General features: G+C 60.4%; 22 protein-coding genes. 11 read left to right on the top strand and 11 right to left on the bottom strand.

Annotation, left to right across the window (positions count from 1 at the left end; all coding sequences use genetic code 11):
• Nucleotides 1–3 precede the first annotated feature (3 nt).
• Complete coding sequence (locus AC097P_RS08230; protein ID WP_479609908.1) at nucleotides 4–1,872, top strand: GNAT family N-acetyltransferase; 1,869 nt, start codon at nucleotides 4–6, stop codon at nucleotides 1,870–1,872.
• 108 nt (nucleotides 1,873–1,980) lie between these two features.
• Here AC097P_RS08230 and AC097P_RS08225 read toward each other — a convergent pair whose 3' ends face one another.
• Together AC097P_RS08225 and AC097P_RS08220 are read right to left on the bottom strand one after the other, a co-directional pair.
• A complete protein-coding gene (locus AC097P_RS08225; protein WP_479609907.1) occupies nucleotides 1,981–2,787 on the bottom strand; it encodes an HDOD domain-containing protein in 807 nt (268 codons plus the stop codon).
• A gap of 66 nt (nucleotides 2,788–2,853) precedes the next feature.
• Nucleotides 2,854–3,792 carry a DMT family transporter gene (locus tag AC097P_RS08220; protein ID WP_479609906.1) on the bottom strand — a complete coding sequence of 313 codons (939 nt, stop codon included), beginning with the start codon at nucleotides 3,790–3,792 and terminating at the stop codon, nucleotides 2,854–2,856.
• A 143-nt stretch (nucleotides 3,793–3,935) separates the two neighbouring features.
• On the opposite strand from AC097P_RS08220, the gene AC097P_RS08215 reads away from it, so the two are divergent.
• The gene (locus AC097P_RS08215; RefSeq protein WP_479609905.1) at nucleotides 3,936–6,047 is read left to right on the top strand and encodes a sensor domain-containing protein; all 2,112 of its coding nucleotides are present in this window, start codon (nucleotides 3,936–3,938) and stop codon (nucleotides 6,045–6,047) included.
• A 35-nt stretch (nucleotides 6,048–6,082) separates the two neighbouring features.
• Here the strand turns inward: AC097P_RS08215 and AC097P_RS08210 are convergent, their stop codons facing one another.
• Complete coding sequence (locus AC097P_RS08210; protein WP_479609904.1) at nucleotides 6,083–7,033, bottom strand: DUF808 domain-containing protein; 951 nt, start codon at nucleotides 7,031–7,033, stop codon at nucleotides 6,083–6,085.
• A 67-nt stretch (nucleotides 7,034–7,100) separates the two neighbouring features.
• Between AC097P_RS08210 and AC097P_RS08205 the strand changes: the two genes are divergently transcribed.
• Entirely contained in the window at nucleotides 7,101–7,616 is a 516-nt protein-coding gene (locus AC097P_RS08205; protein WP_479609903.1) for a 3'-5' exonuclease, read from the top strand.
• Between the two features lie 11 nt (nucleotides 7,617–7,627).
• A complete protein-coding gene (locus AC097P_RS08200; RefSeq protein ID WP_479609902.1) occupies nucleotides 7,628–9,307 on the top strand; it encodes a sensor domain-containing diguanylate cyclase in 1,680 nt (559 codons plus the stop codon).
• A 41-nt stretch (nucleotides 9,308–9,348) separates the two neighbouring features.
• On the opposite strand, the gene AC097P_RS08195 is transcribed toward AC097P_RS08200, so the two are convergent.
• From AC097P_RS08195 to ahr, 6 genes are all read right to left on the bottom strand, one after another.
• Complete coding sequence (locus AC097P_RS08195) at nucleotides 9,349–9,594, bottom strand: hypothetical protein (RefSeq protein ID WP_479609901.1); 246 nt, start codon at nucleotides 9,592–9,594, stop codon at nucleotides 9,349–9,351.
• Nucleotides 9,595–9,626: 32 nt separating this feature from the next.
• Nucleotides 9,627–11,327, bottom strand: coding sequence for a putative bifunctional diguanylate cyclase/phosphodiesterase (locus AC097P_RS08190; protein WP_479609900.1), 1,701 nt, complete (start codon nucleotides 11,325–11,327; stop codon nucleotides 9,627–9,629).
• A gap of 2 nt (nucleotides 11,328–11,329) precedes the next feature.
• The gene (locus tag AC097P_RS08185; RefSeq protein WP_479609899.1) at nucleotides 11,330–12,817 is read right to left on the bottom strand and encodes an ATPase domain-containing protein; all 1,488 of its coding nucleotides are present in this window, start codon (nucleotides 12,815–12,817) and stop codon (nucleotides 11,330–11,332) included.
• A complete protein-coding gene (locus tag AC097P_RS08180) occupies nucleotides 12,810–13,232 on the bottom strand; it encodes a hypothetical protein (RefSeq protein WP_479609898.1) in 423 nt (140 codons plus the stop codon). The genes AC097P_RS08185 and AC097P_RS08180 overlap by 8 nt, the downstream gene beginning before the upstream one ends.
• A 223-nt stretch (nucleotides 13,233–13,455) precedes the next feature.
• Nucleotides 13,456–13,965 (bottom strand): hypothetical protein, encoded by a 510-nt coding sequence (locus AC097P_RS08175; protein ID WP_479609897.1) that lies wholly within the window; start codon nucleotides 13,963–13,965, stop codon nucleotides 13,456–13,458.
• 134 nt (nucleotides 13,966–14,099) lie between these two features.
• Nucleotides 14,100–15,122 carry an NADPH-dependent aldehyde reductase Ahr gene (gene ahr, locus AC097P_RS08170; RefSeq protein ID WP_479609896.1) on the bottom strand — a complete coding sequence of 341 codons (1,023 nt, stop codon included), beginning with the start codon at nucleotides 15,120–15,122 and terminating at the stop codon, nucleotides 14,100–14,102.
• A gap of 165 nt (nucleotides 15,123–15,287) precedes the next feature.
• Here ahr and AC097P_RS08165 point away from each other — a divergent pair, with 165 nt between their 5' ends.
• Nucleotides 15,288–16,406 (top strand): beta-ketoacyl-ACP synthase III, encoded by a 1,119-nt coding sequence (locus AC097P_RS08165; protein ID WP_479609895.1) that lies wholly within the window; start codon nucleotides 15,288–15,290, stop codon nucleotides 16,404–16,406.
• A 73-nt stretch (nucleotides 16,407–16,479) separates the two neighbouring features.
• Here AC097P_RS08165 and AC097P_RS08160 read toward each other — a convergent pair whose 3' ends face one another.
• Nucleotides 16,480–17,007 carry an N-acetyltransferase family protein gene (locus AC097P_RS08160; protein ID WP_479609894.1) on the bottom strand — a complete coding sequence of 176 codons (528 nt, stop codon included), beginning with the start codon at nucleotides 17,005–17,007 and terminating at the stop codon, nucleotides 16,480–16,482.
• A 232-nt stretch (nucleotides 17,008–17,239) separates the two neighbouring features.
• Between AC097P_RS08160 and AC097P_RS08155 the strand changes: the two genes are divergently transcribed.
• Entirely contained in the window at nucleotides 17,240–18,928 is a 1,689-nt protein-coding gene (locus AC097P_RS08155) for an AMP-binding protein (RefSeq protein WP_479609893.1), read from the top strand.
• A gap of 78 nt (nucleotides 18,929–19,006) precedes the next feature.
• Here AC097P_RS08155 and AC097P_RS08150 read toward each other — a convergent pair whose 3' ends face one another.
• Nucleotides 19,007–20,854: an ice-binding family protein gene (locus AC097P_RS08150; RefSeq protein WP_479609892.1), complete on the bottom strand. Its 1,848-nt coding sequence runs from the start codon at nucleotides 20,852–20,854 to the stop codon at nucleotides 19,007–19,009.
• A 261-nt stretch (nucleotides 20,855–21,115) separates the two neighbouring features.
• On the opposite strand from AC097P_RS08150, the gene AC097P_RS08145 reads away from it, so the two are divergent.
• The 5 genes from AC097P_RS08145 to AC097P_RS08125 all read left to right on the top strand — a co-directional run bounded on the left by AC097P_RS08145 (nucleotide 21,116) and on the right by AC097P_RS08125 (nucleotide 24,415).
• Nucleotides 21,116–21,943, top strand: coding sequence for a substrate-binding periplasmic protein (locus AC097P_RS08145; protein WP_479609891.1), 828 nt, complete (start codon nucleotides 21,116–21,118; stop codon nucleotides 21,941–21,943).
• Between the two features lie 56 nt (nucleotides 21,944–21,999).
• Nucleotides 22,000–22,839, top strand: coding sequence for an alpha/beta hydrolase (locus AC097P_RS08140; protein ID WP_479609890.1), 840 nt, complete (start codon nucleotides 22,000–22,002; stop codon nucleotides 22,837–22,839).
• 222 nt (nucleotides 22,840–23,061) lie between these two features.
• Nucleotides 23,062–23,430, top strand: coding sequence for a DUF6463 family protein (locus AC097P_RS08135; RefSeq protein WP_479609889.1), 369 nt, complete (start codon nucleotides 23,062–23,064; stop codon nucleotides 23,428–23,430).
• Nucleotides 23,431–23,455: 25 nt separating this feature from the next.
• Complete coding sequence (locus AC097P_RS08130; protein ID WP_479609888.1) at nucleotides 23,456–23,863, top strand: hypothetical protein; 408 nt, start codon at nucleotides 23,456–23,458, stop codon at nucleotides 23,861–23,863.
• A gap of 120 nt (nucleotides 23,864–23,983) precedes the next feature.
• Nucleotides 23,984–24,415: a hypothetical protein gene (locus AC097P_RS08125; protein ID WP_479609887.1), complete on the top strand. Its 432-nt coding sequence runs from the start codon at nucleotides 23,984–23,986 to the stop codon at nucleotides 24,413–24,415.
• The last annotated feature ends 2 nt before the right edge of the window (nucleotides 24,416–24,417 follow it).

Raw genomic sequence — 24,417 nt, 5'->3', positions numbered from 1 at the left:
GCCATGGCACGCAAACCCACACTACATCCTTCGCTGAAGCCGTTTGCGGACAAGGTCACCACGGCCGAGTTGGCGCTGGGACATATTCGCAACGGCGACCATGTGTTTGTGGGCACCGGCTGCGCCGCGCCGCGCGGCCTGGTGCAGACGCTGGAGCAGATGCGCAGCCCGCCGGCAGATGTGGAGTTGCTGCACTTCTTCACCGTGGGGGCCTTTGACCACGACGCAAACGGCCATAGCACCACGCGTTTCCGGCACCGGGTCTTTTTTGTCGGCAACGACATGCGCGCCGCCATCAAGCAAGGCCTGGTGGACTATGTGCCGATGTCGGCGGCGCGCGTGCCCGAGATGATGGCGCTGGGCCGCATTGCCGTGGACGTGGCACTGGTCCAGGTGTCCACGCCCGACGCCTTTGGCTACGTGAGCCTGGGCGTATCGGTTGACATCATCCCTGCCGCAATGGCACGCGCGCGCGTCGTGATTGCCGAGATCAACCCGGCCATGCCGCGCTCGCTGGGTGATTCCACACTGCACGTCAGCCGCATCGACCATCTGGTGCCGGTCAGCACACCAGTCACCGAGTTCAAGCGCTTGCCGGTGCAGACCGACGACGTGCAGCGCATCGCGCGCTATATCGCCGGCATCATCGACGATGGCTCCACGCTGCAGATCGGCCTGGGCGAGGTAGCGCATGAAGCGCTGCAGTACCTGACGGACCGCAAGGATCTGGGCGTGCATTCGGATCTGATCTCCGACGCCATCATCCCATTGCTGCAAAACGGAAACCTGACCGGCGCACGCAAGACCGACAAGCCGTTCAAGATCGTCGCCAGCCTGGCGCTGGGGTCACGCGCGCTGTACGATCTGATAGACGGCAATCCCCTCTTCAGCATGGAACCGATGGACGCGGTTTGCAACCCTGCGGCCATTGCCGCACAGCACAAGATGGTAGCCATCGCGCAGGCATTTTCGGTGGACCTGACCGGCCAGGTCTGCATAGACCAGTTCGGCGGCGAGTTCTACAGTGGCATTGGCTGCCAGGGCGAATTTTTGCAGGGTGCGTCGCGCTCACCCGGCGGCAAGCCCATCGTCTGTCTGACGTCGACAACCGCCGAGGGCACTCAGTCCCGCATACGCCCATCGCTGCTGGCCGGTGAATCCGCCACCATTGCCCGCACCGATGTGCACTATGTGGTCACCGAATTCGGTATCGCTTACCTGTTCGGCAAATCGATACGCGAGCGCGCCACGGCGCTGATCGAGCTGGCGCACCCGCAGTTCCGCCCCCAACTCTTTGCGCAGGCCCAGGCGCTGGGCTACCTCAGCGCCGACCAGACGCTGCAAAACCTGCGCGCCTACCCAGTCGAAGAAGAGACCAAGATCACGCTGAAGGACGGCCGCACGGTGATGCTGCGCCCCGCACTGTCCAGCGACGCCCAGGGCATACGCGACCTGTTCCACCACTTGAGCGAGGCCGAGGTCTACACCCGCTTCTTCCGCCATGTGCGTGGTCTCTCCAATGCCGAGGTACAGCGGCTATGCAACGTCAACTATGAGAACGAGGTGGCATTTGTTGCCACCGCCGGGCCGCGCGAGGAGTCGTTGATCGTCGGGCAATCTTGCTACTTCATCGACCCCACGGCCAACCTGGCAGACACGGCCTTCATGGTGCACCCCGACTGGCAGGGCTGTGGCCTGGGCACTGCATTGCAGAGCAGCATGGTGCGGCATGCCAAGAAACGGGGGCTGCGTGGCTTTGTCGCCGACATCCTGCCGGGCAATACCCGCATGCTGCGCCTGGCGCGCAACGGGCCCCCAACGATACAAGTCGAGAAGACTGCCGACTCGGTACACCTGACGCAGCTGTTTTAACAACTCGCCGCCGGGCCACCCCAAGGCGACTTAGCCCCACGGGTGCGCAGCGACCCCTTTGGTAGTGGGGCGGCGACTCGCGCAGCGGCGGAGCGTGGGGGTCTGCCTCTAAAGACTCGTTACGTCAACGAAGTTTTCGGCGCGGGGGAAGCGGCCCACCATCCAGTGGCGGTCCAGTGACAACGCGGTGATGACCGGCATCGGCAATTCACTGACCAGATCGGGCGTGGGGTTGGGGCTGTCGGCCAGCAGCGCAGCCAGGTGCACGACGCCGGACAGTTTGTCGAAGGTCTCGGCGGTCATCGGCGCGCTGGCGCTCTGTAGACAATTCACGATGGCCTCCGGGAAATTCCAGTGGCGGGCCAGCACTGCCGTGACTTGAACTTCGTCGAAGCCGAGCAGGTTGTGTTCACGCTCCCACCGCGCAAGTGCATGCGCGGTTGGTGCTTCGATCTCGACCAGCGCGTCGGGCGAGCGTTGGCCAATCAGCAGTTCACCCAGGCGCAGCATCATGCCGGCCAGCCAGGCCTGTTGCGGGTCGAGCCCTGCGCCGCCGGCCAGCCACTGCGCATAGCCAGCGCAGGCCATGCTGTAGGTCCAGAAGGCCTTGCGGTCCAGCCCCGGTACGGTGGGAAAGGCGGTGCTGATGCTGGTGGACAGTGCCAACGAGCGGATGCGCGACATGCCCAGCATCGTGATTGCGTGCTCTAGCGACAGCACCTGGCGACTCAGACCGAACTGCGCGCTATTGGCCATACGCAGCAGGTTGGCCGTCAGCGCCGGATCTTTGGAAATGATGGCCTCGATCTGGGCGGCGCTTGCGTCCGGGTCGTTCAGTGTGCGCACCAACGAATGGGCCACCTCGGTCATGATGGGCAGCTTGGCGGTCTCAAAAAACTCGGCTAGGTCGGACATGAAAACTCCAATCAGATACTGTGGGCAAGTATAGAAAATTGACGGAAGATCGCCAATGGGTGCGCGCTATACCCTCGCCCGGCTGCACACGAATACGCCGGCAATCACCAGAACCGTACCAGCGACCAGCCAGGCGGTGAAGGGCTCACCCAGCAGCAACACGCCCATGGCCATTGTCGACATCGGCCCGACCATGCCGACCTGGGCGGCCAGGCCAGAGCCAATGCGCTCGATCGCCATCATGACCAGCATGACCGGCACCACGGTGCACAGCGTGGCATTGAGCACTGATAGCCAGACCACCTGCGGCGCGACATGGAATGCCGTATCCAGCGGGCGCAACATGACAAATTGCGCGATGCACAGCAGGCAGGCCACCGACGTGGCCAGACCCACCAGGCGCAAAGAGCCCAGGCGCTGCACGATTTCTCCGCTGTAAAACAGGTACAGCGCGTAGCTGATCGCGCTGAGGAACACCAGCACCGCGCCCAAGGCCACATCACCACCCTGCAGCGTCACCTCGTGGCCAAACACCACCAGCACGCCGCCATAGCTGATGGCCATGCCAATAGCCTGTGCACGCCCAATGCGCCGGCCTACAAATACAAAACCCAGCAGCAGCACCAGTGTGGGGTTGAGGTACAGAATCAGCCGCTCCAGCGAAGCGCTGATGTACTGCAGCCCGGCAAAATCCAGAAAGCTCGCCAAGTAATAGCCAGTTACGCCAAGCCAGAGCACGCCCAGCCAGTCCTTCGCCGACAGTGGCGCCAATGCGTTGCGGGGCGTCTTGCGGCTGGCCCACCAGGTCATCGCCAGAAAAAACGGCAGTGCAAACAGCATGCGCAACATGATCAACGTGACCGCATCCACCCCATGGCGGTAGGCCAGCTTCACGATGATCGCCTTGCCGCTGAACGCAACCGCTCCAGTCGCCGCCAATGCCAGACCAAACGCTGCGGAGCGGGAGGTAACGGGCTTGTCAGTTGGCGAAAGAGCGGGAGGCATTTGCTTCAATAGAAAAAAGAACCTCTCGGGCGACAGGTGCGCATCCACTGTACATGAGCATCGGCAACCGGTGCCGCCAAGGCTCTAGAATCCCGTGCGTGTGAAAGCGTCCGTTAGTAGACGCAACAAAAATAGATTAGGCAATGAACCCTGACACAACCGAATCGTTGGAACATCGAACACCCGTTCGCCCCGAGGTACTCACGCAGGCCATTGAGCAAAGCCCGTTTGGCATCGTCGTCTTGAACCGCGACGGTGACGTGGAGTATTGCAACCAGGGCTTCCTGAACATGTCAGGCTTCTCCAAGGCCGAGGTGATAGGTGCAAGGCCGTACCCGTGGCAACAGGATGAAGCCACCGAAGCCATCTACCGCAATCTATTGGCGTCCCAGCAACCGGACGACGTTTGGAACGGGGACGTGCAAAGCACGCGTAGAGATGGCACGGTGTACTGGGAACGGCGGTTGGTGTCCACCTTGCGCGACGCCCAGGGTCACACAACCCACTTGGTGGTAGTCAAGCAAGACGTCAGCGACCGCAAACTGCGCCGCGCAGACTACGCCCAGACCCGTCACCTGCATGAGAAGGCATTGGCCTCAAGCAGCAACGGCATCATGATCACCCGCAGCGACCAAGATGACCATTCCATCGTCTATGTCAACCCGGCGTTTGAGCGGATCACGGGCTACTGTGCCGAAGAGGTGCTGGGACGGGAGGGGCGCTTCCTGGTGGGAGACGACCTCTCCCAGCCTGACCTGGAACACATCCGCGCGGCGCTGCGCGAAAAGCGCGAAGGTTCAGCCACGTTGCGCAACTACCGCAAGGATGGCTCGCTGTTCTGGAACGAACTCCATATCGCCCCGGTACATGATCTGGCCGGTGGAGCCACCACCCATTTCGTCAGTGTCATCAACGACATCAGCGAGCGCGTGCGCTACCAGCGCGCGCTGGAGTACCAATCCAACCACGACAGTTTGACCGGGCTGGCGAACCGGAACCTGTTGGGCGACCGCATTGAACAATCCATAGCCTGGGCCAAGCGCAACGGCCATGTGCTGGGCGTGATGCTGCTGGACCTGGACCATTTCAAACTCATCAACGACGCTTCTGGCCATAGCGCAGGTGACGCGTTGTTGAAAGAGGTGGCCCACCGCCTGAGCGCATGCGTCGGCGAAACCGACACGGTTGCCCGGTTGGGTGGCGACGAGTTCGTCATCATCCTTACCGACCTGCCGCACCCGGACGAAGTGCACCAGATTGCAGAAAAGATCTTGCACACACTGTCGCGTCCGGCAACGGTAGCCGGACGTGAAATTTTCGTGACCGCCAGCATTGGCGTGTCGCTATACCCGCGCGATGGAGACCACGGTGAAATTCTGCTGCGGTATGCGGACATGGCCATGTACCGCGTCAAAGAGCAGGGCCGCAACAGCGTGCGCCAGTTCGTCCCTGAGATGGGCTCCACCGCCATCAGCCGTTTGGACATGGAGGGCGCCATGCGCCGAGCCCTGGAGCGCGGCGAATTCGTGCTGCACTACCAGCCCAAGATTGATCTTGCGACACACAAGGTGGTGGGTGCCGAGGCTCTGATCCGCTGGCAGCACCCACAGATTGGTTTGATCCATCCCATAGAGTTCATACGGCTGGCTGAAGAAACTGGCTTGATACTGCCGATGGGCGAATGGGTACTGACGGAGGCCTGCAAGCAACAGGTGCAGTGGCGCCAGCAGGGCATCGCGCCGCTGCGGGTATCCATCAATATGTCGGCCCGCCAATTCCGCCAGGACGACCTGACCGACCGCATCGCCGCGATCTTCGCGGAAACCGGCGCCGACCCTTCGCTGTGCATTGTGGAATTGACAGAGAGCATGGTGATGCACGACTTGGACAGCACGTTGGGCAGCCTGCGAGCGCTCAAGCGATTGGGGCTATCACTGTCACTGGACGATTTTGGTACCGGCTATTCCAGCCTGTCGTACCTGCGCCGTTTTCCGATTGACGAACTCAAGATTGACCGCTCGTTTATCAATGATATCCACACCAACCCGGACGACGCCGCCATCGCAGGGGCCATCATTGCAATGGCACGCAGCCTGGGTCTATCGGTGGTCGCCGAGGGTGTGGAATTCAAGGAACAAGCCGATCTGCTGACACTGCTGGGCTGCGCACAGGTACAGGGCTACTACTTTGCGCGGCCGCTGACGGCTGGCGCATTCACAACGAGGATGCGCGAGCAACAGGCCCACGCAATATAGGCGCCCGAACCGTCGCCTTGGCGACCGCTGGACGTCTATCCGCGCGCCTTGCTTCGCATGCGGGAAACCGCGTCCAGCCCGGCAAATACCAATGCACCTGCCGCGACACCGGTGAGTGCCTCTGCCAGCAAGGGCAAGATCGCCTGTGCAAACCTTGCCGTGGCACCGCTGGTACCGATCTGTTCCATAACGCCCTGCACTGCGTGGTGCAGCGGCCCCAAGCCGTGCACCAGAATGCCGCCCCCCACCAGGAACATGGCCGCTGTTCCCACCACAGCAAGGATTTTCATCATGCCCGGTGCGGCGCCCAGCAAGCCCCGCCCCAGCGACTGCTGCGCACGGCGCATGCCCCCTCCGTTTGGCAGCCGGCTTAAGTGCAGCCCCAGATCGTCCATTTTGACGATACCTGCCACAAAGCCGTACACCCCAAAGGTCATCAGCACTGCGATGCCGCTGAGCACCGCCAACTGGGTTGTCCAAGCCTGGGTTTGCACGGTGCCCAGCGTGATGGCGATGATCTCGGCCGAAAGCACAAAATCGGTGCGTATCGCTCCCTTGACCTTGTCCCGCTCCAGCGCAACCAGATCCGCCTGGGGGTCGCTGAGGGCCTGCAACAGTTCAGACCGGTGGGCCTGCTGCGCAGCCTCGTCGTGGTGCAGGAATTTATGCGCCAGTTTCTCAAATCCCTCGAAGCACAAATATGCCCCACCGATCATCAACAGCGGCGTCACTGCCCAGGGAATGAAGACACTGATCAGCAACGCGGCGGGGACCAAAATCAGCTTGTTGAGCAGTGACCCCTTGCACACAGCCCAGACTACAGGAAGCTCACGGTCAGCCGACACGCCGGCTACCTGCTGGGCATTGAGAGCCAGATCATCGCCCAGCACACCTGCCGTTTTTTGGACGGCGACCTTGGAGAGCACGGCCACGTCATCCAGAATGGTGGCGATATCGTCGATCAGGGCTAGCAAGCTGCTGGACATGGTGGGGTGGGTCTAAGGGGGAAAATACCCATTGTCGCAGGGCCAACCGGATGCAAAATGTGCGCATATGACCCATGCCCTTGACGCCAGCCTACCGCCCACTGTGCTGGACGTTGAGGCATCCGGCTTCGGGCGCAACAGCTACCCGATCGAGATCGGCTTTGTGCTGCCCAATGGCCATACTTTCTGTACGCTGGTACGCCCTGAAGCCCATTGGACCCATTGGGACGCTCAGGCCGAAGCCACCCACCACATCACGCGTGCGCTGATTTTGCAGCGTGGGGTATCTGTGGTGGATGTGGCCCGCACCATCAACGCCCAGTTGGCCGGCCAAACCGTGTATTCGGACGGCTGGGTCAATGACTACAGCTGGATAGGCACACTGTTTGACGCGGCTGACATGAGCCCGAGCTTCAAACTCGATAACCTGCGTGCTCTGCTGAACGACCGGCAAGCTGACCAGTGGCATACCGTCAAGGCCCAGGTCAGCAGCGAGCGTGGTGTGCAGCGCCACCGCGCCAGCGCCGATGCGCGTCTGCTACAACTGACGCTGATACGTCTGCGCAACGGTTCCCCCGGCTGATACAACGCGAAATGCTGACACCCGCCACTATTCGAGGGCGCCTCGCACTGTGGTTTGGCGGTCTGTCACTGCTGACGCTTCTCGGCGCGGGCCTCTATGTTGGCCGCATGGCCACGCATCAGATTGAGGCGACCGCCGGCGAAACGGTGCATGCCACCGCACAGGTGGCGGCCAATTTGCTCGCCGCCAACCTGCGCGAGCGCGAACTGGAAATAGCGTTGCTCAGCCAGGAGTTCCATTTTGTCCGCGGTGACCTCGCGCATCCCGACATTCTCTCGTCCCTGGAACTGCGCAAAAAACTGCACGGCGAATTTGCGTGGCTGGGCGTAGCAGACGCCAATGGCAAGGTTATCCAGGCCATTGGCGGTATGCTGCAAGGCCAGTCCGTGGCCAAGCGTCCCTGGTTTATCGCGGCCCAGCAAGGCGTTTACACCGGTGACGTACACGACGCCATGCCGCTGGCCAAGCTTTTGCCCAGCCAGGCGTCCGGCGAACCCCTGCGCTTCATCGATTTTGCTGCACCCATCAAAAACAAGGATGGCTTGGTAACAGGCGTAGTCGGCGCCCACGGTTACTGGCGATGGGTAACGGATACCGTCCAAAGTGCCACCAGTTACCTGGGCAAAGATTCCAACTCCGACATACTGATCGTAGACAAGAAAGGCGCCGTGCTATACCCGCAGTCCCTGGTGGGCTCAGCGGGGATTCCGGATGGCCTGTCTGAACACCCGTCCTATACGACCATACGGTGGAGCGACGGGTCAGACTACCTGACCAGCCAAGTTGCAGTAGACGCCCACACCCAGAACGATCTGGGATGGCGTATCGTCGTGCGCCAACCCCTTCACACCGCGCTGCAACCACTGCACGCGCTGCGTAGCCGGCTGGTGCTCTTAGGCTTGTTCGCCACGCTGGCTTTTACACTAGTAACGGTGCGGGTGGCACGCAGTGTCAGCCAGCCCATAGAGCAGCTGGCGGCCGCGGCTCGGCAGATTGAGCGGCGCGAACCATCCCACCACTACCCACCTGCCAACGCAGTGCGCGAAGTGGCGCAGCTAAACCAGTCCATGCAATCCATGGCTGAATCGCTGCTGCAACGCGAGCACCAGTTGGAAACGCTCAACCAGACGCTGGAGCAACAAGTGCAGCAACGCACAGCAGCGCTGGAGACGGCCAGCCAGCAATTGGAGCAATTGGCGACCCGCGATGTACTGACCGGTCTGTACAACCGCCGCTGCTTTAACGAAAAATTGAATGCCTGTGTGCATGCCAGTAGACGCAGCGGACGCAGCTTTGCCATGCTGGTGCTGGATGCCGACCACTTCAAACGCGTGAACGACACCTACGGCCATGGCACCGGTGATGCGGTGCTGCAACAGCTGGCCAATATGCTGACCGAACACACCCGCAACACCGACTTCGTGGCCCGCTACGGCGGCGAGGAATTCGTCGTGCTGCTACCAGAAACCAACCACAAGGAAGAGGCCCTGACCGTAGCGGAAAAAGTTCGTGCGACGGTAGAGCACGCCACATTCGCAGACGTGGGACATCTGACGGTGAGTATTGGCATCAGCGTCTGGGGACCTGCCGACAACAATAGCGCAGATGTATTCAAGCGCGCCAATGAAGCGCTGTACGTTGCCAAGTCCTGTGGCCGCAACCAGGTGGTGATGTCTGGCAGCAGTGCGTAGCGGATGCCGCGCTGGTCCGTGCCGGCCTATACCCCCCCCCGCTAGGTAATTTTGAAGACGGTGCGCGTGGCCTTGGCGCCAGCCTTTTGCTCATAAACCGCCCATTGCTTGATGCCCTTCACCAGCACCAGGTTGCTGACGTCCTTGACGGGCTTCTTGGCCTTGAGCTGCGCCGTGACCCAGTCCTGGACGTGGGGGAAGTAGCTCCCCTCCTTGCCGGTGGGGATAAGCAATTCTTTGCCCGCCACGGTACCCATGGAGGTGACGAATAATTCAGTAGCTGGCATTCTTTTGCTGTGGACACGGCGGTGGCAGGAGTTTACTGCCGGACCAAACCTGCCATGGCCGCATCTTGAACAGCGGTTGCTGGCTGAGAATTGCTCGCCTGGAGCAAGGCCGTGATGGCGCCTGCAACAACCGGTCTGCCGAAATAGTAGCCTTGCCCTTCGTCGCAATGCAAGGCCAGGAGACTGGCATGTTGTTCCGATGTTTCAACGCCCTCTGCGATGGTGCGCTGCCTGAGGCTTTTACCCATGCTGATCACCGCATTCACTATGCTCGCATCGTCAGCATTGCTGGTCATCTGTTGTACAAACGACTTGTCGATTTTCAGCGTATCAATGGGGAACCGCTTCAAGTAGCTGAGGCTGGAGTAGCCCGTGCCAAAGTCATCAATGGCCAGCTTCACCCCCAACTGCGCTATGCCATGCAAAACAGCTTCCGCTGCTTCGGCATCACGGATGAGCACACTCTCTGTAAGTTCTATCTCCAGAAAGTGCGGCGGCAAACGTGTCTCATCCAAAGCGGAACGCAAATGTGTCAAAAAGTCTTCCGCGCGAAATTCCAACGCGGAGGTGTTGACCGCCATCGTGATGGGCCGCAACCCGGCGCGCAACCACGCTTGGGCCTGCATACAGGCCTCACGCAGTACCCAACGTCCTATGGGACGGATCAAGCCGCAGTCTTCGGCGATCGGCACAAACTGGTCTGGCTGCAGCAAACCGCGCTGGGGGTGCTGCCATCGGATAAGTGCCTCCACTCCAACCATGGCGCCATCGTGCAGCGCGACCTTTGGCTGGTAATGCAACACGAATTCCTGGCGCTCCAACGCACGGCGCAGGCTGGCTTCTATGGTTTGGCGCTCAACCGCACGCGCATTCATTTCCGGCTCAAAGAATTTGTAATTGTTGCGCCCGTGTTCTTTGGCGTGGTACATCGCGGTGTCGGCAGATTTCAACAAGGTGTCCACATCCTTGCCATCTGCGGGGTAGATGCCAATACCAATACTCACACTGATATGGAGGTCGTGTCCATCGATGTGGTGCGGCAGCGCCAGCTCGGTCAGTATTTTCTGGGCAAACTGCGCAGCGTCTTGTGCATGCTCAATCGTCGAAAGCAACAGTACGAATTCATCTCCCCCGTGTCGACAGACAGTGTCGGATTGGCGTATGCATGCCACGAGTCGTTGGGCCACCGATCGCAACAAATGGTCTCCAACACCATGCCCCAAGGAGTCGTTGATGGTCTTGAAACGGTCCAGGTCCATGAAGAGCACAGCCAGTTTGCCCCGGTGGCGGCGCACCGCCTCGATAGCCTGGCCCAACCTGTCCTTTAACAGTGTGCGGTTGGGCAAATCCGTAAGACTATCGTGGTGGGCCTGATGGTCCAGTTTGACCTGGGCCGTTTTCACCTGTTCAGTCAGTTTGTTCGCGTCAAGGGTTGCTATCACCAGATGTGCATTGGCTTGCTGCAACATATCAATCTGCTCGGCAGAGCTGGCTACAGCTGCGTCTTCAGTTAGACGGATTTCCGCTTCTCTGAGAGTAGCGGCCACCTCCCGCAAGTTGGATTCGTCCTCCCTGACATGGGTAACGCCCTCGCGCTGCAGTACAGCGTCTTCCCGAATGTCAGACACGCCCTCTCGCACTTCTGCGGCGTCTTCACGCATCGATACCTGTTTTTCGCGGCTGGCCAGCGTTGCTTCATGTTTGACTTCTTCAGGCGCCGTGCTTTTTTTCATCGTCATTTTCCCTGTGGTGTTGAGGACGCTATGGTCGAGGTTGGTCTGCCGGTCAACACCCCTGTGAAATCCGTCAGTGCATCACCGATGACAATGCCCTCATCTGTTATGTCGAACTGACGAATGTCCTTGCTGTGACCGCTGCCACGGACCTTCACAACGGAAATTACACGCTTGAACTGGCCTTCGATCTCGATGTAACGCTGCATGACAATCGCGTCGGCCAAAAAAGAACTTCCAAACGGGCTGAAGCGCAAATCGGTAAACCGGTCTTCCAGTTCAGAAGTCATCAGTATGGTCACCCCCATGCCTGTCAATTCAGCGATCAAGCGATACAACGAGCCGCGAAAGTCTTCACTGAACTCTGGTGCCAACGCCAGTTCGAAGCCTGACAGGGAGTCGATCACGATACGTTTCGCCTGTGTGCGGTTGATCATCTCGATCAGGTCATGCAAGGTTTCGTCAATGGACAGATCCAGCGAGCGCGTATCTACGACACCGACTTGCCCGGCCTCAATCATCGCGTGAAGCTTCTTGTTACCCAGTAGCTGGCTGGGGCTTTTTTCGAATGCCGCAATCACACCGTGCTCACCCCTGCGTGCACCTTCGGCCAGGAACTCCATAGCCAGTATGGTTTTCCCGGAACCGGACGGACCTACTACCAGCAATGAATAGCCCGTGGGCAGGCCACCGCCCAACATGTCGTCGAGCCCGGAGACCCCCATAGCCAAACGCTGTACGACGTGGTTGTGCGTGGTCACGGACTCTGCAGTCAGCCCTTGCTTGACAATGGCGCGCGGAAAAACCTGCAAACCACGTTCACTCATTCTGAAGGTATGCAGCCCCGGGGCTTGCGCCTGACCCCGCATCTTGATGACCTGCATCTTGCGTACTACCGAGTTGCGCTGCAGATTCTGGGACAGCCACAGAATGCCGTCCGCCACCGCAAATATGGGGCTGGCCTCTGCTTCAGACAACGGATATTCACCCACCAGAAAAGTGGTGGCGCTCCAGCTGGACATCAAGGCACCCAGGCGCTGCAAGAACTGCTGCTGGTGAGTGACCCACTGGTCGACATCCGTGCCTGACTTCAAGATCGAACGAAACGAGTCCACGAAGACCAGACGGGGGCCGAACTCCTTTACCTCATCGGCAATGCGAGACAGCACATGGTCCAGGTCTCCATCCAGCAACTCAGCCGACAGGTTGACGAAACGAATGGAATCATTCACCTTGTCGACATCAAAGTATGTGAACTGCTGCTGGTAGCGCAGCATCTTCAGAGCGGGCTCACCAAGAACCGTGAAAAAGAGTGCACGGTTGGCCGGGCTTGCCGACGCAAACATGATCTGGTGCGCCAACGTCGTCTTGCCGCAGCCGGGCATGCCCGCGATCAGGTTGAAGGAGAACTCGGGCAATCCGCCTCCCAGCAGATTGTCCAGCCCCGGCACCCCGGTTTCCAGGAGTCGTATGCCGACTTTTTTACCCATCTTTTTCTCCCTTGTTCGTCTCGTAGCGGGCAAAATCACCCCACGCAGACACCAGGACGCGCTCTGTCAGGGACTCTCCAATCAATGAAGCCAGCGTGTCTGTAAAGATGACCAGCAGCAGTCGATTGGCATCTCTGGAAAGCTCCGGTGGGTGTTGTTCAAAGCTGACCCTGAGTTCGGCAAACCGTGCATCCACGCCGCGGGGGCCCGTGGGTTCAGTGAGCCAGGGGAACGTTGCACGGGCCAGGAACACACTGCGCGCATACAGTGAATCGAACCCAGCTTCTCCAACAAGAGCAATGATGTGGATCGCCACACGATCCCAAAGGCCAATGGCCGCGTCGGTAAAACCGTCCTGCATGGCTGCGGCAAGAATTTCAATGGACTGCTGGCGCAGCAGACGGTATGGTTCCATAGAGACAGGCGGTTCAGGTTAGCGAAACGCGCTAGGTCGTTGCAGCTTTATGCCACCCAAAACCTCAAATTCAACTCTGAATGGATGGGTTTGCAATGCGTGCCTCTCTTCGATAGCCAAGGCACCTATCGTGCAGCTAATCTCAAAAGCGCGTAGTGCGGTGCCCCACAGACCGAGGCATCGTTCTTAAGAACCGGCCCCACCGGCCCGTGCTTGCGAAAAGTTATTCGCTCCAGACCTTTTCTACCAGCTTGCCAATCTCCAACGGCTTGCCATTGCGGGTTGCCTTCTTCCATTCGACGGGTGACGGCGCAACCCGTCTGGATTCCTTGGCATCCCAGGTCGCTACTTTCAGCGCGAACACCACGGGGCCCTCTGTGACCTCAAACGGCGGGATGGCTTTGACGCTGTCGGTGATCTGCTTGCGCATGCCCAGGTCCAGCAACGCGTCAAAGTCAAGCCAGACCCTGGACTTCTGGCCCGGCTTGACGGCCAATACGATGAAGCCGCCCACGGCTTGCGTGGCACCGCTGGCAACTACGGCATCGCGCGACGCAGCTTCGACTGCCTTGATGTAGTCCGCCATGGCGTCAATGCTGACCACGCGCTTTTCCATAACCGGGCTGGGCTGCAGCAGCACGACATTGAAGTTGGTAATAGGTTGGGCCGCATGTGCGCACGCGGCGGCTACCACCAGGAGGACGGCAGTAAAAAGTGAAGAAAAAGAACGCATGTTGGAGCTGTCTGTTGCCATCGCCTCATTCTAGGGTTCAAGTCTTGCCAAGCTTGGGTCCACTAAACCACTATCAAAATAATAGCTGCTTACGCGCGTCCCACGAGGGCTGCAGCCCTATTCCTCATAAATTATCAAGCGAAGTCCGCATCCAGGACGACGCGATACCGCGCCTTGCCCGATCGCAGATGGTCCAGCGCATCGTTCATCTTGCTCATGGGGAAATGCTCCACCTGCGGCGCGATGCCGTGGCGGGCGCAAAACTCCATCATCTTCGTCAACACGACCGGTGACGGTGTGGGCGATGCGGAAATGCTGCGCTGCCACGACAGCAGCCCGCCGGTGCGAACTTTCATGGCCTCGGTCACCACGCCAACCAAGTGCAGGCGGCCCTTGGGGGCCAGCGTGTTGATCAGCGCGTCCCACTCCAGGCTCGCGCCCACGGTCACCAACAAAAAGTCCAGCGTGCCGGCAATCGCCTTCAGCTCTTTCACGTCGACGCTGCTGACCGTCTTGTGCGCGCCCAGCAGCAGCGCCTCTTCCCGTTTGGAGGGCGTGGACGTGAACGCTGTCACCTCACAGCCCCAGGCGCGGGCGAACTTGACGGCCAGATGGCCCAGGCCACCAATGCCGACCACGCCAACCTTGTCGGTAGGTTTGATGTCGTGGATCACAAAGGGCAAGAAGGCCGTGCCGCCGCCGCACATCAGCGGGCCGGCGCTGGCTGGGTCCACGCCCTCAGGTATGGGCAAAGCCCAGCCCCAGTGCGCACGCACCTTGTCGGCAAAACCACCGTGGCGGCCGACTATGGTGGGTTGGCGCTTCAGACACAGATTCTGTTCACCGCCTGTGCAGAAATTGCAGTGGCAGCAGCTCTTGCTGTGCCAGCCTATGCCCACGCGCTGGCCCACGCTGCGGCCCTTGGCCTGCGCGCCCACAGCGGTGATGGTGCCGATGATCTCGTGGCCCGGCACCAGTGGATAGGTGGCGGGGAACCATTCGCTGTCGACCATGGCCAGGTCGGAATGGCAGACGCCGCAGTATTCCACCGCGATCTCCACGTCTTCCGGCTGCAGCTCGCCGGGGTCGTAATCCAGCCGCTCCAGGGGGCTTGCGGCGCTGGTGGCGGCCCAGGCGCGAAACTTTGTTGCGGTCATGGCGAATCTCCTTAGCGTAAATTCTGTGAGCTTAGCGCCATTCCCGACCGGGTTTCCCCTTGGCTTGTAACGGCGGCGACTGCCGTTTTCGTAGAGAAAGCCAGCGCATAATCAGCCCGGCATCGCAAGTGCCGATACAAAATCCCCCTCACACAATTTTTTACTATGCACCGCGTCGCCATCAGCAGCACAGGCATCTTTACGCCACCCGAAGTCATTACCAATGAGGAGTTGGTGGCCGCCTTCAACGCCTACGCCGCACTCGAAAACGAAAAATACGCAGACGAGATCGCCGCCGGCACCCGCACCGCCCTCACCGATTCCAACGTCGAGTTCATCGAAAAGGCCTCCGGCATCAAGCGCCGCTATGTGATGAACAAGTCCGGCGTGCTGGACCCCCGGCGCATGCGCCCAGAGTTCAAGGCCCGCCCCGATACCGAAATTTCCATGATGGCCGAAATTGCCGTCAAAGCCGGCCAGGACGCACTCAACAACGCCGGCAAGACCGCCGCCGATGTAGACGGCGTCTACTGCGCCGCCGCCAACATGCAGCGCGCCTACCCTGCGATGGGCGTGGAAATCCAGACCGCGTTGGGCATCAACGGTTATGCGTTTGACATGAACGTGGCCTGCTCATCGGCCACGTTTGCGCTGGAGATGGCCTACAACGCGGTGCGCTCGGGCTCGGCCCGCGCCATCCTGGTGGTCAACCCCGAAATCACATCGGCCCACCTGGCCTGGATGGACCGCGACTGCCACTTCATCTTTGGTGATGTGTGCACCGCCGTCCTGGTGGAGCGGCTGGACCTGGCGCCAGAAGGCGCCTTCGAAATTTTGGGCACACGCCTGCAGACCACGTTCTCCAACGCGATCCGCAACAACGCGGGCTTCATGTCCCGCGCCGAAGACCGCGACCCGGAAGAGCGTGACCAGCTGTTCCGCCAGGAAGGGCGCCGCGTGTTCAAGGAAGTCTGCCCCATGGCAGCCGAGCACATCAGCAGCCACCTGGAAGCGCACAGCATGGCGCCCACCGACGTGCGCCGCTACTGGTTGCACCAGGCCAACCTGTCGATGAACCAGTTCATCACCCGCAAGCTGTTGGGCCGCGATGTCAGCCCCGAAGAAGCACCCATCATCCTGGACGAGTTTGCCAACACCGCATCGGCCGGCTCCATCATCGCCTTCCACCGCCACAAGGACGACTTCAAGGCAGGTGAGGTGGGTGTGATCTGCTCGTTTGGTGCGGGCTATTCGATTGGCAGCGCGGTTGTCAAAAAGCTGTAGGCGCTTAGCACACAGCAAGCCGCTACATTTTCAGTAGCAGCTTACGCACAACCCGCGGGGGCTGCAGCCTGATTTAGCTCAGAGCCCGCTTCAAACGGATCTCTTCGACGCGCGCGGTGCCAATGGGCACCGTCTTGGCGCTGCTGGGCTCGCGCTTGAAGCCGGCCAGCTCGTGGAAGCGCAGTGCGCGGTCGTTGGCAATGGCGATCCACACGGTGGCGTGGGTGCAGCCTTCTTCCATCAACCCTTCGCGGGCAGCATCCCACAGCGCCAGGCCAGCGCCTTGGCCAATGTGGCTGGACGCCACATAGATGTGCCAGATCTCCCCCATGGTCTGCGGCGTGCTCTTGTCGCGCGAGCGGTCGAAGCCGACGAAACCGACGATGGTGTCGCCGTCCAGTGCCACTTGGACCTGGGGTTCGGCGTACTCAATGGCTTCGCGCCAGTAGGACTGGGGTTTTTCCAGCGCGGCTACCGGCACGGGCGCATTAGGGGTGGCGGACTTGAAGGCCTCGCAGACGCTGGCGTTGTGGAGTTCGGTGATGCTCTTGGCATCGCGCAGGGTGGCGGGTCGAACTGTGAAAGTAGTCGTAGCGGACATGGTGTCTAAACGTAAGCCTGAAGCAAAACAATATGAGAAATAGGGGGAGTGATTGTCGCTGCAAACCCCATGGCGGTCCCAAGACCCCTGCGCCCCCGCGGTGACTATTGGGGGAAACACCGCATCCGTTGACCACGTCACCTAGGGTCAACACCATTGCCACTGCCCGGGGGGGCTTACAGAATGGTTCGACCTTGCTCACTTTTTGTTGTTCTCCCCTTCAGGATCTTTCATGACCCAACCCGTGAACGTTTTGCCCAGTGATCTGCCCCTGCAATGCCTCTACCGTTGGGAAAAGGAGCGGGGTGACCAGATCTTTCTGACCCAGCCCATGGGCGCGGGCCAGCTGCAGGACATCACATGGTCTGAAGCCGCCGACCAGGCGCGGCGCATCGCCACCTGGCTCAAGTCGCAGGGCTGGCCCGAGGGTAGCCGCGTGGCCATCATCGGCAAGAACAGTGCGCACTGGATACTGGCCGACCTGGCCATCCTGATGGCGGGTTATGTGTCGGTACCTATCTACCCCACGTTCAACGGCGAGGCCATGGCCTACATCCTGGCGCACAGCGAGGCCCGTGCCTGTTTTGTCGGAAAAATGGACGAGGTCGAGAATCTGCAAACCGGCATTCCGCCAGACATGCCGCTGATCACGATGCCGTTGGCCCCAATTCTCAAATCGCTGTTGTGGACCGACCTGATCGCCAAGAACGCACCCATCAAGGGTACGCCGGCACCGCCTGTGGATGCCATGTGCACCATCATCTACACATCCGGCACCACCGGCAAACCCAAGGGTGTGGTGCAGAGCTTTCACGCGATGGCTTGGGCCCTGACATCGGCAACGCGCCGCGTCAAGATGGCCGACAACGAGCGCTACATCTCCTACCTGCCGCTGGCGCATGTGGCCGAGCGCATGCTGATCGAACAGGGCGCGCTAAGGTTTGGTGGTCACATCTTCTTTGCTGAATCATTGGACACCTTTGTGCAGGATCTGCAGCGCGCGCGGCCCACCATCTTCTTCTCGGTGCCGCGGCTGTGGGTCAAGTTCCAGCAGGGTGTGCACACCAAGATGCCGGCCGAAAAGCTCAAGCGCCTGCTGAGCATACCGCTGATCGGTGGCCTGGTGCGCCGCAAGATCCTCAAGGGCCTGGGCCTGGACCAGTGCCGCATTGCTGCCGGTGGCGCTGCACCCATGCCGGCCGATGTGCTGCAGTGGTACCGCAAACTGGGCCTGGACCTGATCGAGGTCTACGGCATGACCGAGAACTGCGGCGTGTCGCATGCCACGCTGCCGGGCTCGCGCGAAACGGGTTCCGTGGGCCTGCCCTACGACGGCATCGAAAGCCGCATTGCACCCGATACGGGTGAGATCCAGATGCGTAGCGGCGCGCTGATGCAGGGCTACTACAAGGACGCCCAAGCCACTGCCGACAGCATGACGGCCGATGGCTGGCTGCGCACCGGTGACAAGGGCAAGATCGACACACAGGGCAACCTGAGCATCACCGGCCGCGTCAAAGACATCTTCAAGACCAGCAAGGGCAAATACGTGGCGCCCGCGCCGATCGAAGACCTGCTGGTGCTGCACCCCGACATTGAGGCCTGCGCCGTCACTGGGGCCAACCTGGCGCAGCCGCTTGCGCTCGTCATGCTATCGCAGGATGCAGTCACCCGCTGTGCGTCGCCAGACGCCCGGGAGGCGCTGACCGAATCGCTGAGCCAGCACCTGACCGCGCTCAACACCAAATTGGAGCCGCACGAAAAGCTGGACTGTCTGGCCGCCATCAGCACCGCATGGACACCGGAGAACGGCTTTGTAACCCCCACGCTGAAGGTCAAGCGCATGCGTGTGGAGGAAGCCTATGCCAACCAGTACGACGGCTGGTTGGCGCAGCGCAAGCCCGTGGTCTGGGCCAGCTAAGGGTCGGGGCCCCGCGCACGAAAAAGGCCGCCCGGCATACACCGGGCGGCCTCAAAACCATCTTTGGGTAGCTGCGGCTTACGGAGCGGTCAAGCGGGTCGCATCCAGTGTGATCGCGCTTTGCGCGAGCAACCTGCCATTCACCACCGCACCGGTACCGACCGAGATCAGCGTTTGGCTCATCAGGATGCCGCTGAAATTGGCCGCTGTTCCCAGTGTTGCCTTGCCAGACACTTGCCAGTAGACATTCTTGGCTTGGGCTCCACCGGCCAGGTTGATCATGGCGCTGTTGCTGATGGTCAGATCTTGTGCAATCTGGAAGATCCACACATCGTTCGGTCCACCCGACAAGGTAACACCGGCACCCGTCACCAGCAAACCCGTTCCCCATTTGTAGAGGCCAGGTGCCAGGGTCATGCCACTGACATTGCCGGCGCCCAATTCGGTGAAGTCCGGCAGCGTACGCCCTGCAGCGTCAGAGAACGCCGTCTGCATGTCACCAATAGCGGTAGTCATATTCGTTGGGGTGGGCGCTGCGTAGTTGGCCGCATAGACCTTTCCGGTTACCAATGACGAGGTCGAGAAGGTATTGGTGGCATCGGCGATCAGGCCAAAGCCAGTGATGAAGCTCGCCGCGGCAGGGCTGACACCAATGTCGCCGACGATGGCTGTAGTGCCCGTCGTAGAGATACCCGTCTTGGCCAGGGCCACGAAATTACCGCTGGCGCCAAGGCCCACGCCGGCACGGGCCACAGCCGCCGAAACAGTCAACGTAGCAGAACCCGATTTCCCATTGACGCTGGCGGTGATCAGCGCTGAACCCGCTGACACGGCAGAAGCCACGCCCGTGTTGGACACCACAGTGGCCACCAGCGGTGTGGACGATGTCCATACAGCGGTCGTGGTCAGGTTGGCAGTGCTGCCATCGGAGTATGTAGCCGTTGCAATAAAGTTCTTGCTGTCGCCGGCCTTGGCAGTTGCAGTTGCAGGGGACACTGCGATCGCGCTAAGCGTGACGGAAGGAACCGTCACCGTGGCAGAACCCGACTTGCCACCCGATGCGGCACTCACTACTGTCACACCCGACGAAACGCCGGTCACCATACCGGTGTTGGCAGCCACGGTGGCAACCAGCGGCGCACTGGATCCCCACACGGCTGCGTTGGTGATGTCCACCACGGTGCCGTCCGAGTAAGTCGCCTTGGCAGTCAATGCCTGGGTGGAGGCAATCGGCAAAGTTGCTGCGGCCGGAGTCACCGTGATCGACAACAGAGTGGCCGAAGTAACGGTCAGACCAACGCTGTTGGTCTTGCCGCCAAAGCTAGCCGTCAGCTGAGTCGATCCGCTGGCCAGGGCGGTGACAACACCGGTCGACTGCACAACGGTTCCGACGCTGGTAGTACCCGATGTCCAGGTTACGTAAGGAGTAACGTCCCGCACCGAGCCATCGCTATACGTGGCCGTCGCCGTGAACGCCTGCACGCCATTGACCGGCAGGGTCATAGATCCAGGCGTGATGGCGACCGAGACCAGGGTGGCTGCGGTCACTGTCACCGTAGCCGCACTGCTTTTGCCATCGAAACTGGCGGAGATCGCCGAGGAACCCGCGCCCACACCAGTCACTACACCGGTGGTCGGTGCCACGGTAGCGACGCCAGCTGCGGCGGACGTCCAATTGGAAGTAGCGCTTACATCCCGAGAGGAGCCATCACTAAAGGTAGCAATGGCGACAAAGGCTTGCACGCCGGCGGTCGGAATCGATGCGGTTCCTGGAGTTACCGCTATGGATACGACCGTGGGGGCTGCGGTGCTGGGTGGGGTTGCCTCCTGGCCGCCCCCTCCGCCGCCGCACGCCGCCAACAGGCTGCTGAGCACCAGCGCCATAAACCATGCCAGAAAACTGGGTTGGCTGTTAAATGTTTTCATTGCGTTTTCCTCGGATGCCGGCCATAAGGCCGTAGCGGTTGCTGGCTGATCCGGGGGGACGGCGTAAGTCGTCTTTTTTCAATTCCCGCCAACGCAGTACTTTGCTAACGAGAGTATTCGGCGCACGGTAAACGCGGTCCGTTCGCTGGTTCACTTTGGGTAGAAATAGGCATCAAAGGAAACTCCCGCTTCTGAGACTCGTTGTATTTGAAGGCTTGTTGTAGCCGCCATGTCGTCCTATAGTCAAGACCGGACCTCCGCATGAAACTAACACGCCCCCTGCTCCATCTGTGCTGCACTTGCATCGGCAAAGCGCTTGGTGGTTTGTTGGCTTTGCTGTGCATGCTCTGCACGATAGCAGTTTCTGCAGAGCCGGTTGCACTCACTGTCTACGCCGATCCCTTTGTACCGCTGCAACACCCGTCGGCGCAAAACGAGCCCACCGGGTACGTGGTTCAGTTTGTGCAAGAGCTGCTGGCCCGGGCGCAGCAGCACGTGCCGATGCAGGTGCGGCCCCTACAGTTTGTGCCGCTGAGGCGCGCGCTGGCCGTCGCCGCCCGCGAAGCCAATGTGCTGGTTCTCAGCGTCGCGCGAACGCCGGAGCGCGAGGCCAAGTACACGTGGCTGACGGAAGTGTCTCCCTACCAGCTGTGGCTTTACCGCGCCACGGGCCACGCGCTGCCGACCATCAAAACGATTTCGGATTTGAAAGGCAAGGGCCTGCGCATTGGCGTGCAAAACGGTAGCAATTTCCATGAATGGCTGCGCGCCCAGGGCATTGGCCAAAGCCCGGACAACAGCGTCATCGACCCCACGCCCTACAACTACCTGAATTTTCGCAAGGCACAGGCCGGTCGCATCGACCTGTTTGCCCACCCGGACATCAGCTTTGCTTACCGCGTGCAACAGGCTGGCATGGTGGTTGGCGATTTTGAAGCGGTACTGCATATCCAGCCGCTCAGTGTGCCGCTGTGGCTGGTCATCAGCAAGCAAAGTGACCCGGCCTTGGTGGAGGAGTTGCGTGCATCTATCGGTGCGCTCAAGGCTACGGGACGGCACCCGCTGATGAACACCCCGACGCCCAAATAGAGTTCACGTGGGGCGACTGTTTACACTGGCGCAAAAGGAACTCTCCCCATGACACCATGTCCACCAAGCGCCCTCTGCGCATGACCCTTCTCGTCGGCGCGGCACGTGTTGTTGCCCTGTGCGGCCTGCTGTACGTGCTGGCGCTGGGCTGGCTATGGTTCCGGCAGGAGAAGCTGCTCTTTGCCCCCGACGTGCTGCCTGCAGACTACAAGCTGGCAAAGGCGCAAGACATCCACGAAGTCAGCATCGATGTGCCGGGTGCCAGGCTATCGGCACTGCAGTTGCGCCTGCCCAATCCCAAAGGGGTAGTGTTCTTCCTGCATGGCAACGGGGGCAGCCTGGAGAACTGGTTCGTCAACCCCGAGTACTACCGCAAGGCCAACTACGATCTGTTCATGTTCGACTACCGCGGCTATGGCAAAAGCAGCGGCAAGATCGACAGCGAGGCACAGCTGCGCGCGGACGTGCGCGCCGTATGGGCCACGGTGGCGCCGCAGTACGCGGGCAAGAAGGTCGTGGTCTATGGCCGCTCGCTCGGATCGGGCCTGGCGGCGGGTTTGTCGGCCGAACTGGCCGGCACCCGTGCGCCGGATTTGACCGTGCTGGTATCGCCCTACAGCAGCATGGTCGCCGTTGCCGCCGATCACTATTCCTGGGTGCCCCATCTGCTGTTGCGCTACCCGATGCGTACTGATCAGGTGGTGACGCAGATACGCAATCCGCTGCTGCTGATCCACGGCGCACGCGACACGCTGATCGCTCCCAGCCACAGTAAGGCGCTGAAGGCTCTGGCACCCCAGGCAGCGCTGGTGTTCATACCCGAAGCGGCGCACAACGACCTGCAAAACTTCGACAGCTACCTGAACGCGTTCGCCAAAGCCTTGGCCGAACTGTAGAAGCCTTCGTTTCTGCTATGGTTTCCATAGCTGCTTACGCTCGACTGGCGAGGGCTACAGCCCGAAATACCCAACAATATTTGCCTGGAATGGTGATTGGTGCAAACGTTCTTGATGAGCTTTTTGACGCCAACTAACAGAATTTGCTATTTATTAAATTCAAAAATAATGTATTTAATGTATAGTTAATGCACTTAAACAACGCAGAAAGACGAGTCCACCATGGCAAACCCTGCATCCTGGTTCATGTTCTTGCTGGGCATTGGCCACATTGTTTTTGGTCTGGTGCGTTACAAAGGTCCGGTCGCCGATGCGGTGAGCGCCGGCTTTGTCGGAAAGTTTGCAGTGCCCGAGGTGCGCCGCACTGCCTTTTGGTTTTTGATCTTCGGGCCTTTGCTAATGCTGGCCGGCCAGGTCGGCATCCACGCCGTGGCCCAGAGTGATCTGGCGCTCTTACGCCTGTTAGGCATCTACGCCACCATCACCGCCGTGCTGGGTACTGCGGCCTTCCCAAAATCGCCGTTCTGGGCACCACTATTTGTCGCACCGGTGCTGGTAGGTGTGGGCTACGGATGGCTGCCACTGGCTTGAGCATATCCCTGAACAAGGACTACTCATGAATACATATTTTGTCGCTGGAGCAGCCTTCGCCTTTGTGGTCGGGCTGGTGCATTCCGTGCTCGGTGAGAAGCTGATTTTTCAACGTTTACGCCAGGGCGGTGGCCTGGTGCCCACCAACGGCGGCAAGCTGCTACACGAACGGCACGTCCGCATCATTTGGGCCACTTGGCACATCGTCACCGTTTTCGGTTGGTGTTTGGGCGCTGTGTTGTTGCGCTTGGCTCTGCCTGTCGCACCGGAAGTTTCGACTGGGTTTGGCGTGCAAGCCATTGCCATTGCAGCGTTGGTCGGAGCCGTGTTGGTTTTCTTTGGCACTCGGGCCAAACACCCGGGCTGGATCGGCCTGTTGGCCATCGCCGTCTGCGCATGGCTTGGAACCACACAGATCCAGGCCACTTTTTAACCCTGCTGTCCAACTGAGGAAATATGTCCAAATCTGCATTCAGCGCAAAGGTATTTGCCGTCTATCTGTTCATCGCCGGTGCACCCGGCGTGAGAAGGAACTCTGACACGAAAGCGCGGCATGGCGACTGAACCCAACGCACCTCTCGTGGTTGCTGCAGCCTTAAGCGCCGTCGCAGCGTTGCTACACGTTGGCATCGTCATCGGCGGCGCGCAGTGGTATCGCTTTTTCGGCGCCGGCGAGCGGATGGCTTTGGCGGCGGAGGCGGGTCGCGTGTACCCCACCATCGTTACCTTGGGCATCGCCACGGTTCTGGCGCTGTGGTCCGCCTATGCGTTGTCAGGCGCGGGCATCATCGAACCACTGCCCTTGCTCCGATTGGCGCTCACCACCATCACAGGCATATACCTGGTGCGAGGCCTGGCCATTGTTCCGCTACTGGTCTTGGCCCCCGATCGGTCAACGCCCTTCTACCTGTGGAGCTCGCTGATCTGCATCGTCTTTGGGGCGGTCCACCTGCTGGGCCTCAGCCAGGTCTGGACGCATCTATGAAC

The sequence above is a fragment of the Rhodoferax sp. ZS1R8 genome, assembly GCF_056521325.1.
This window is presented reverse-complemented; position numbering and strand designations above follow the sequence as displayed.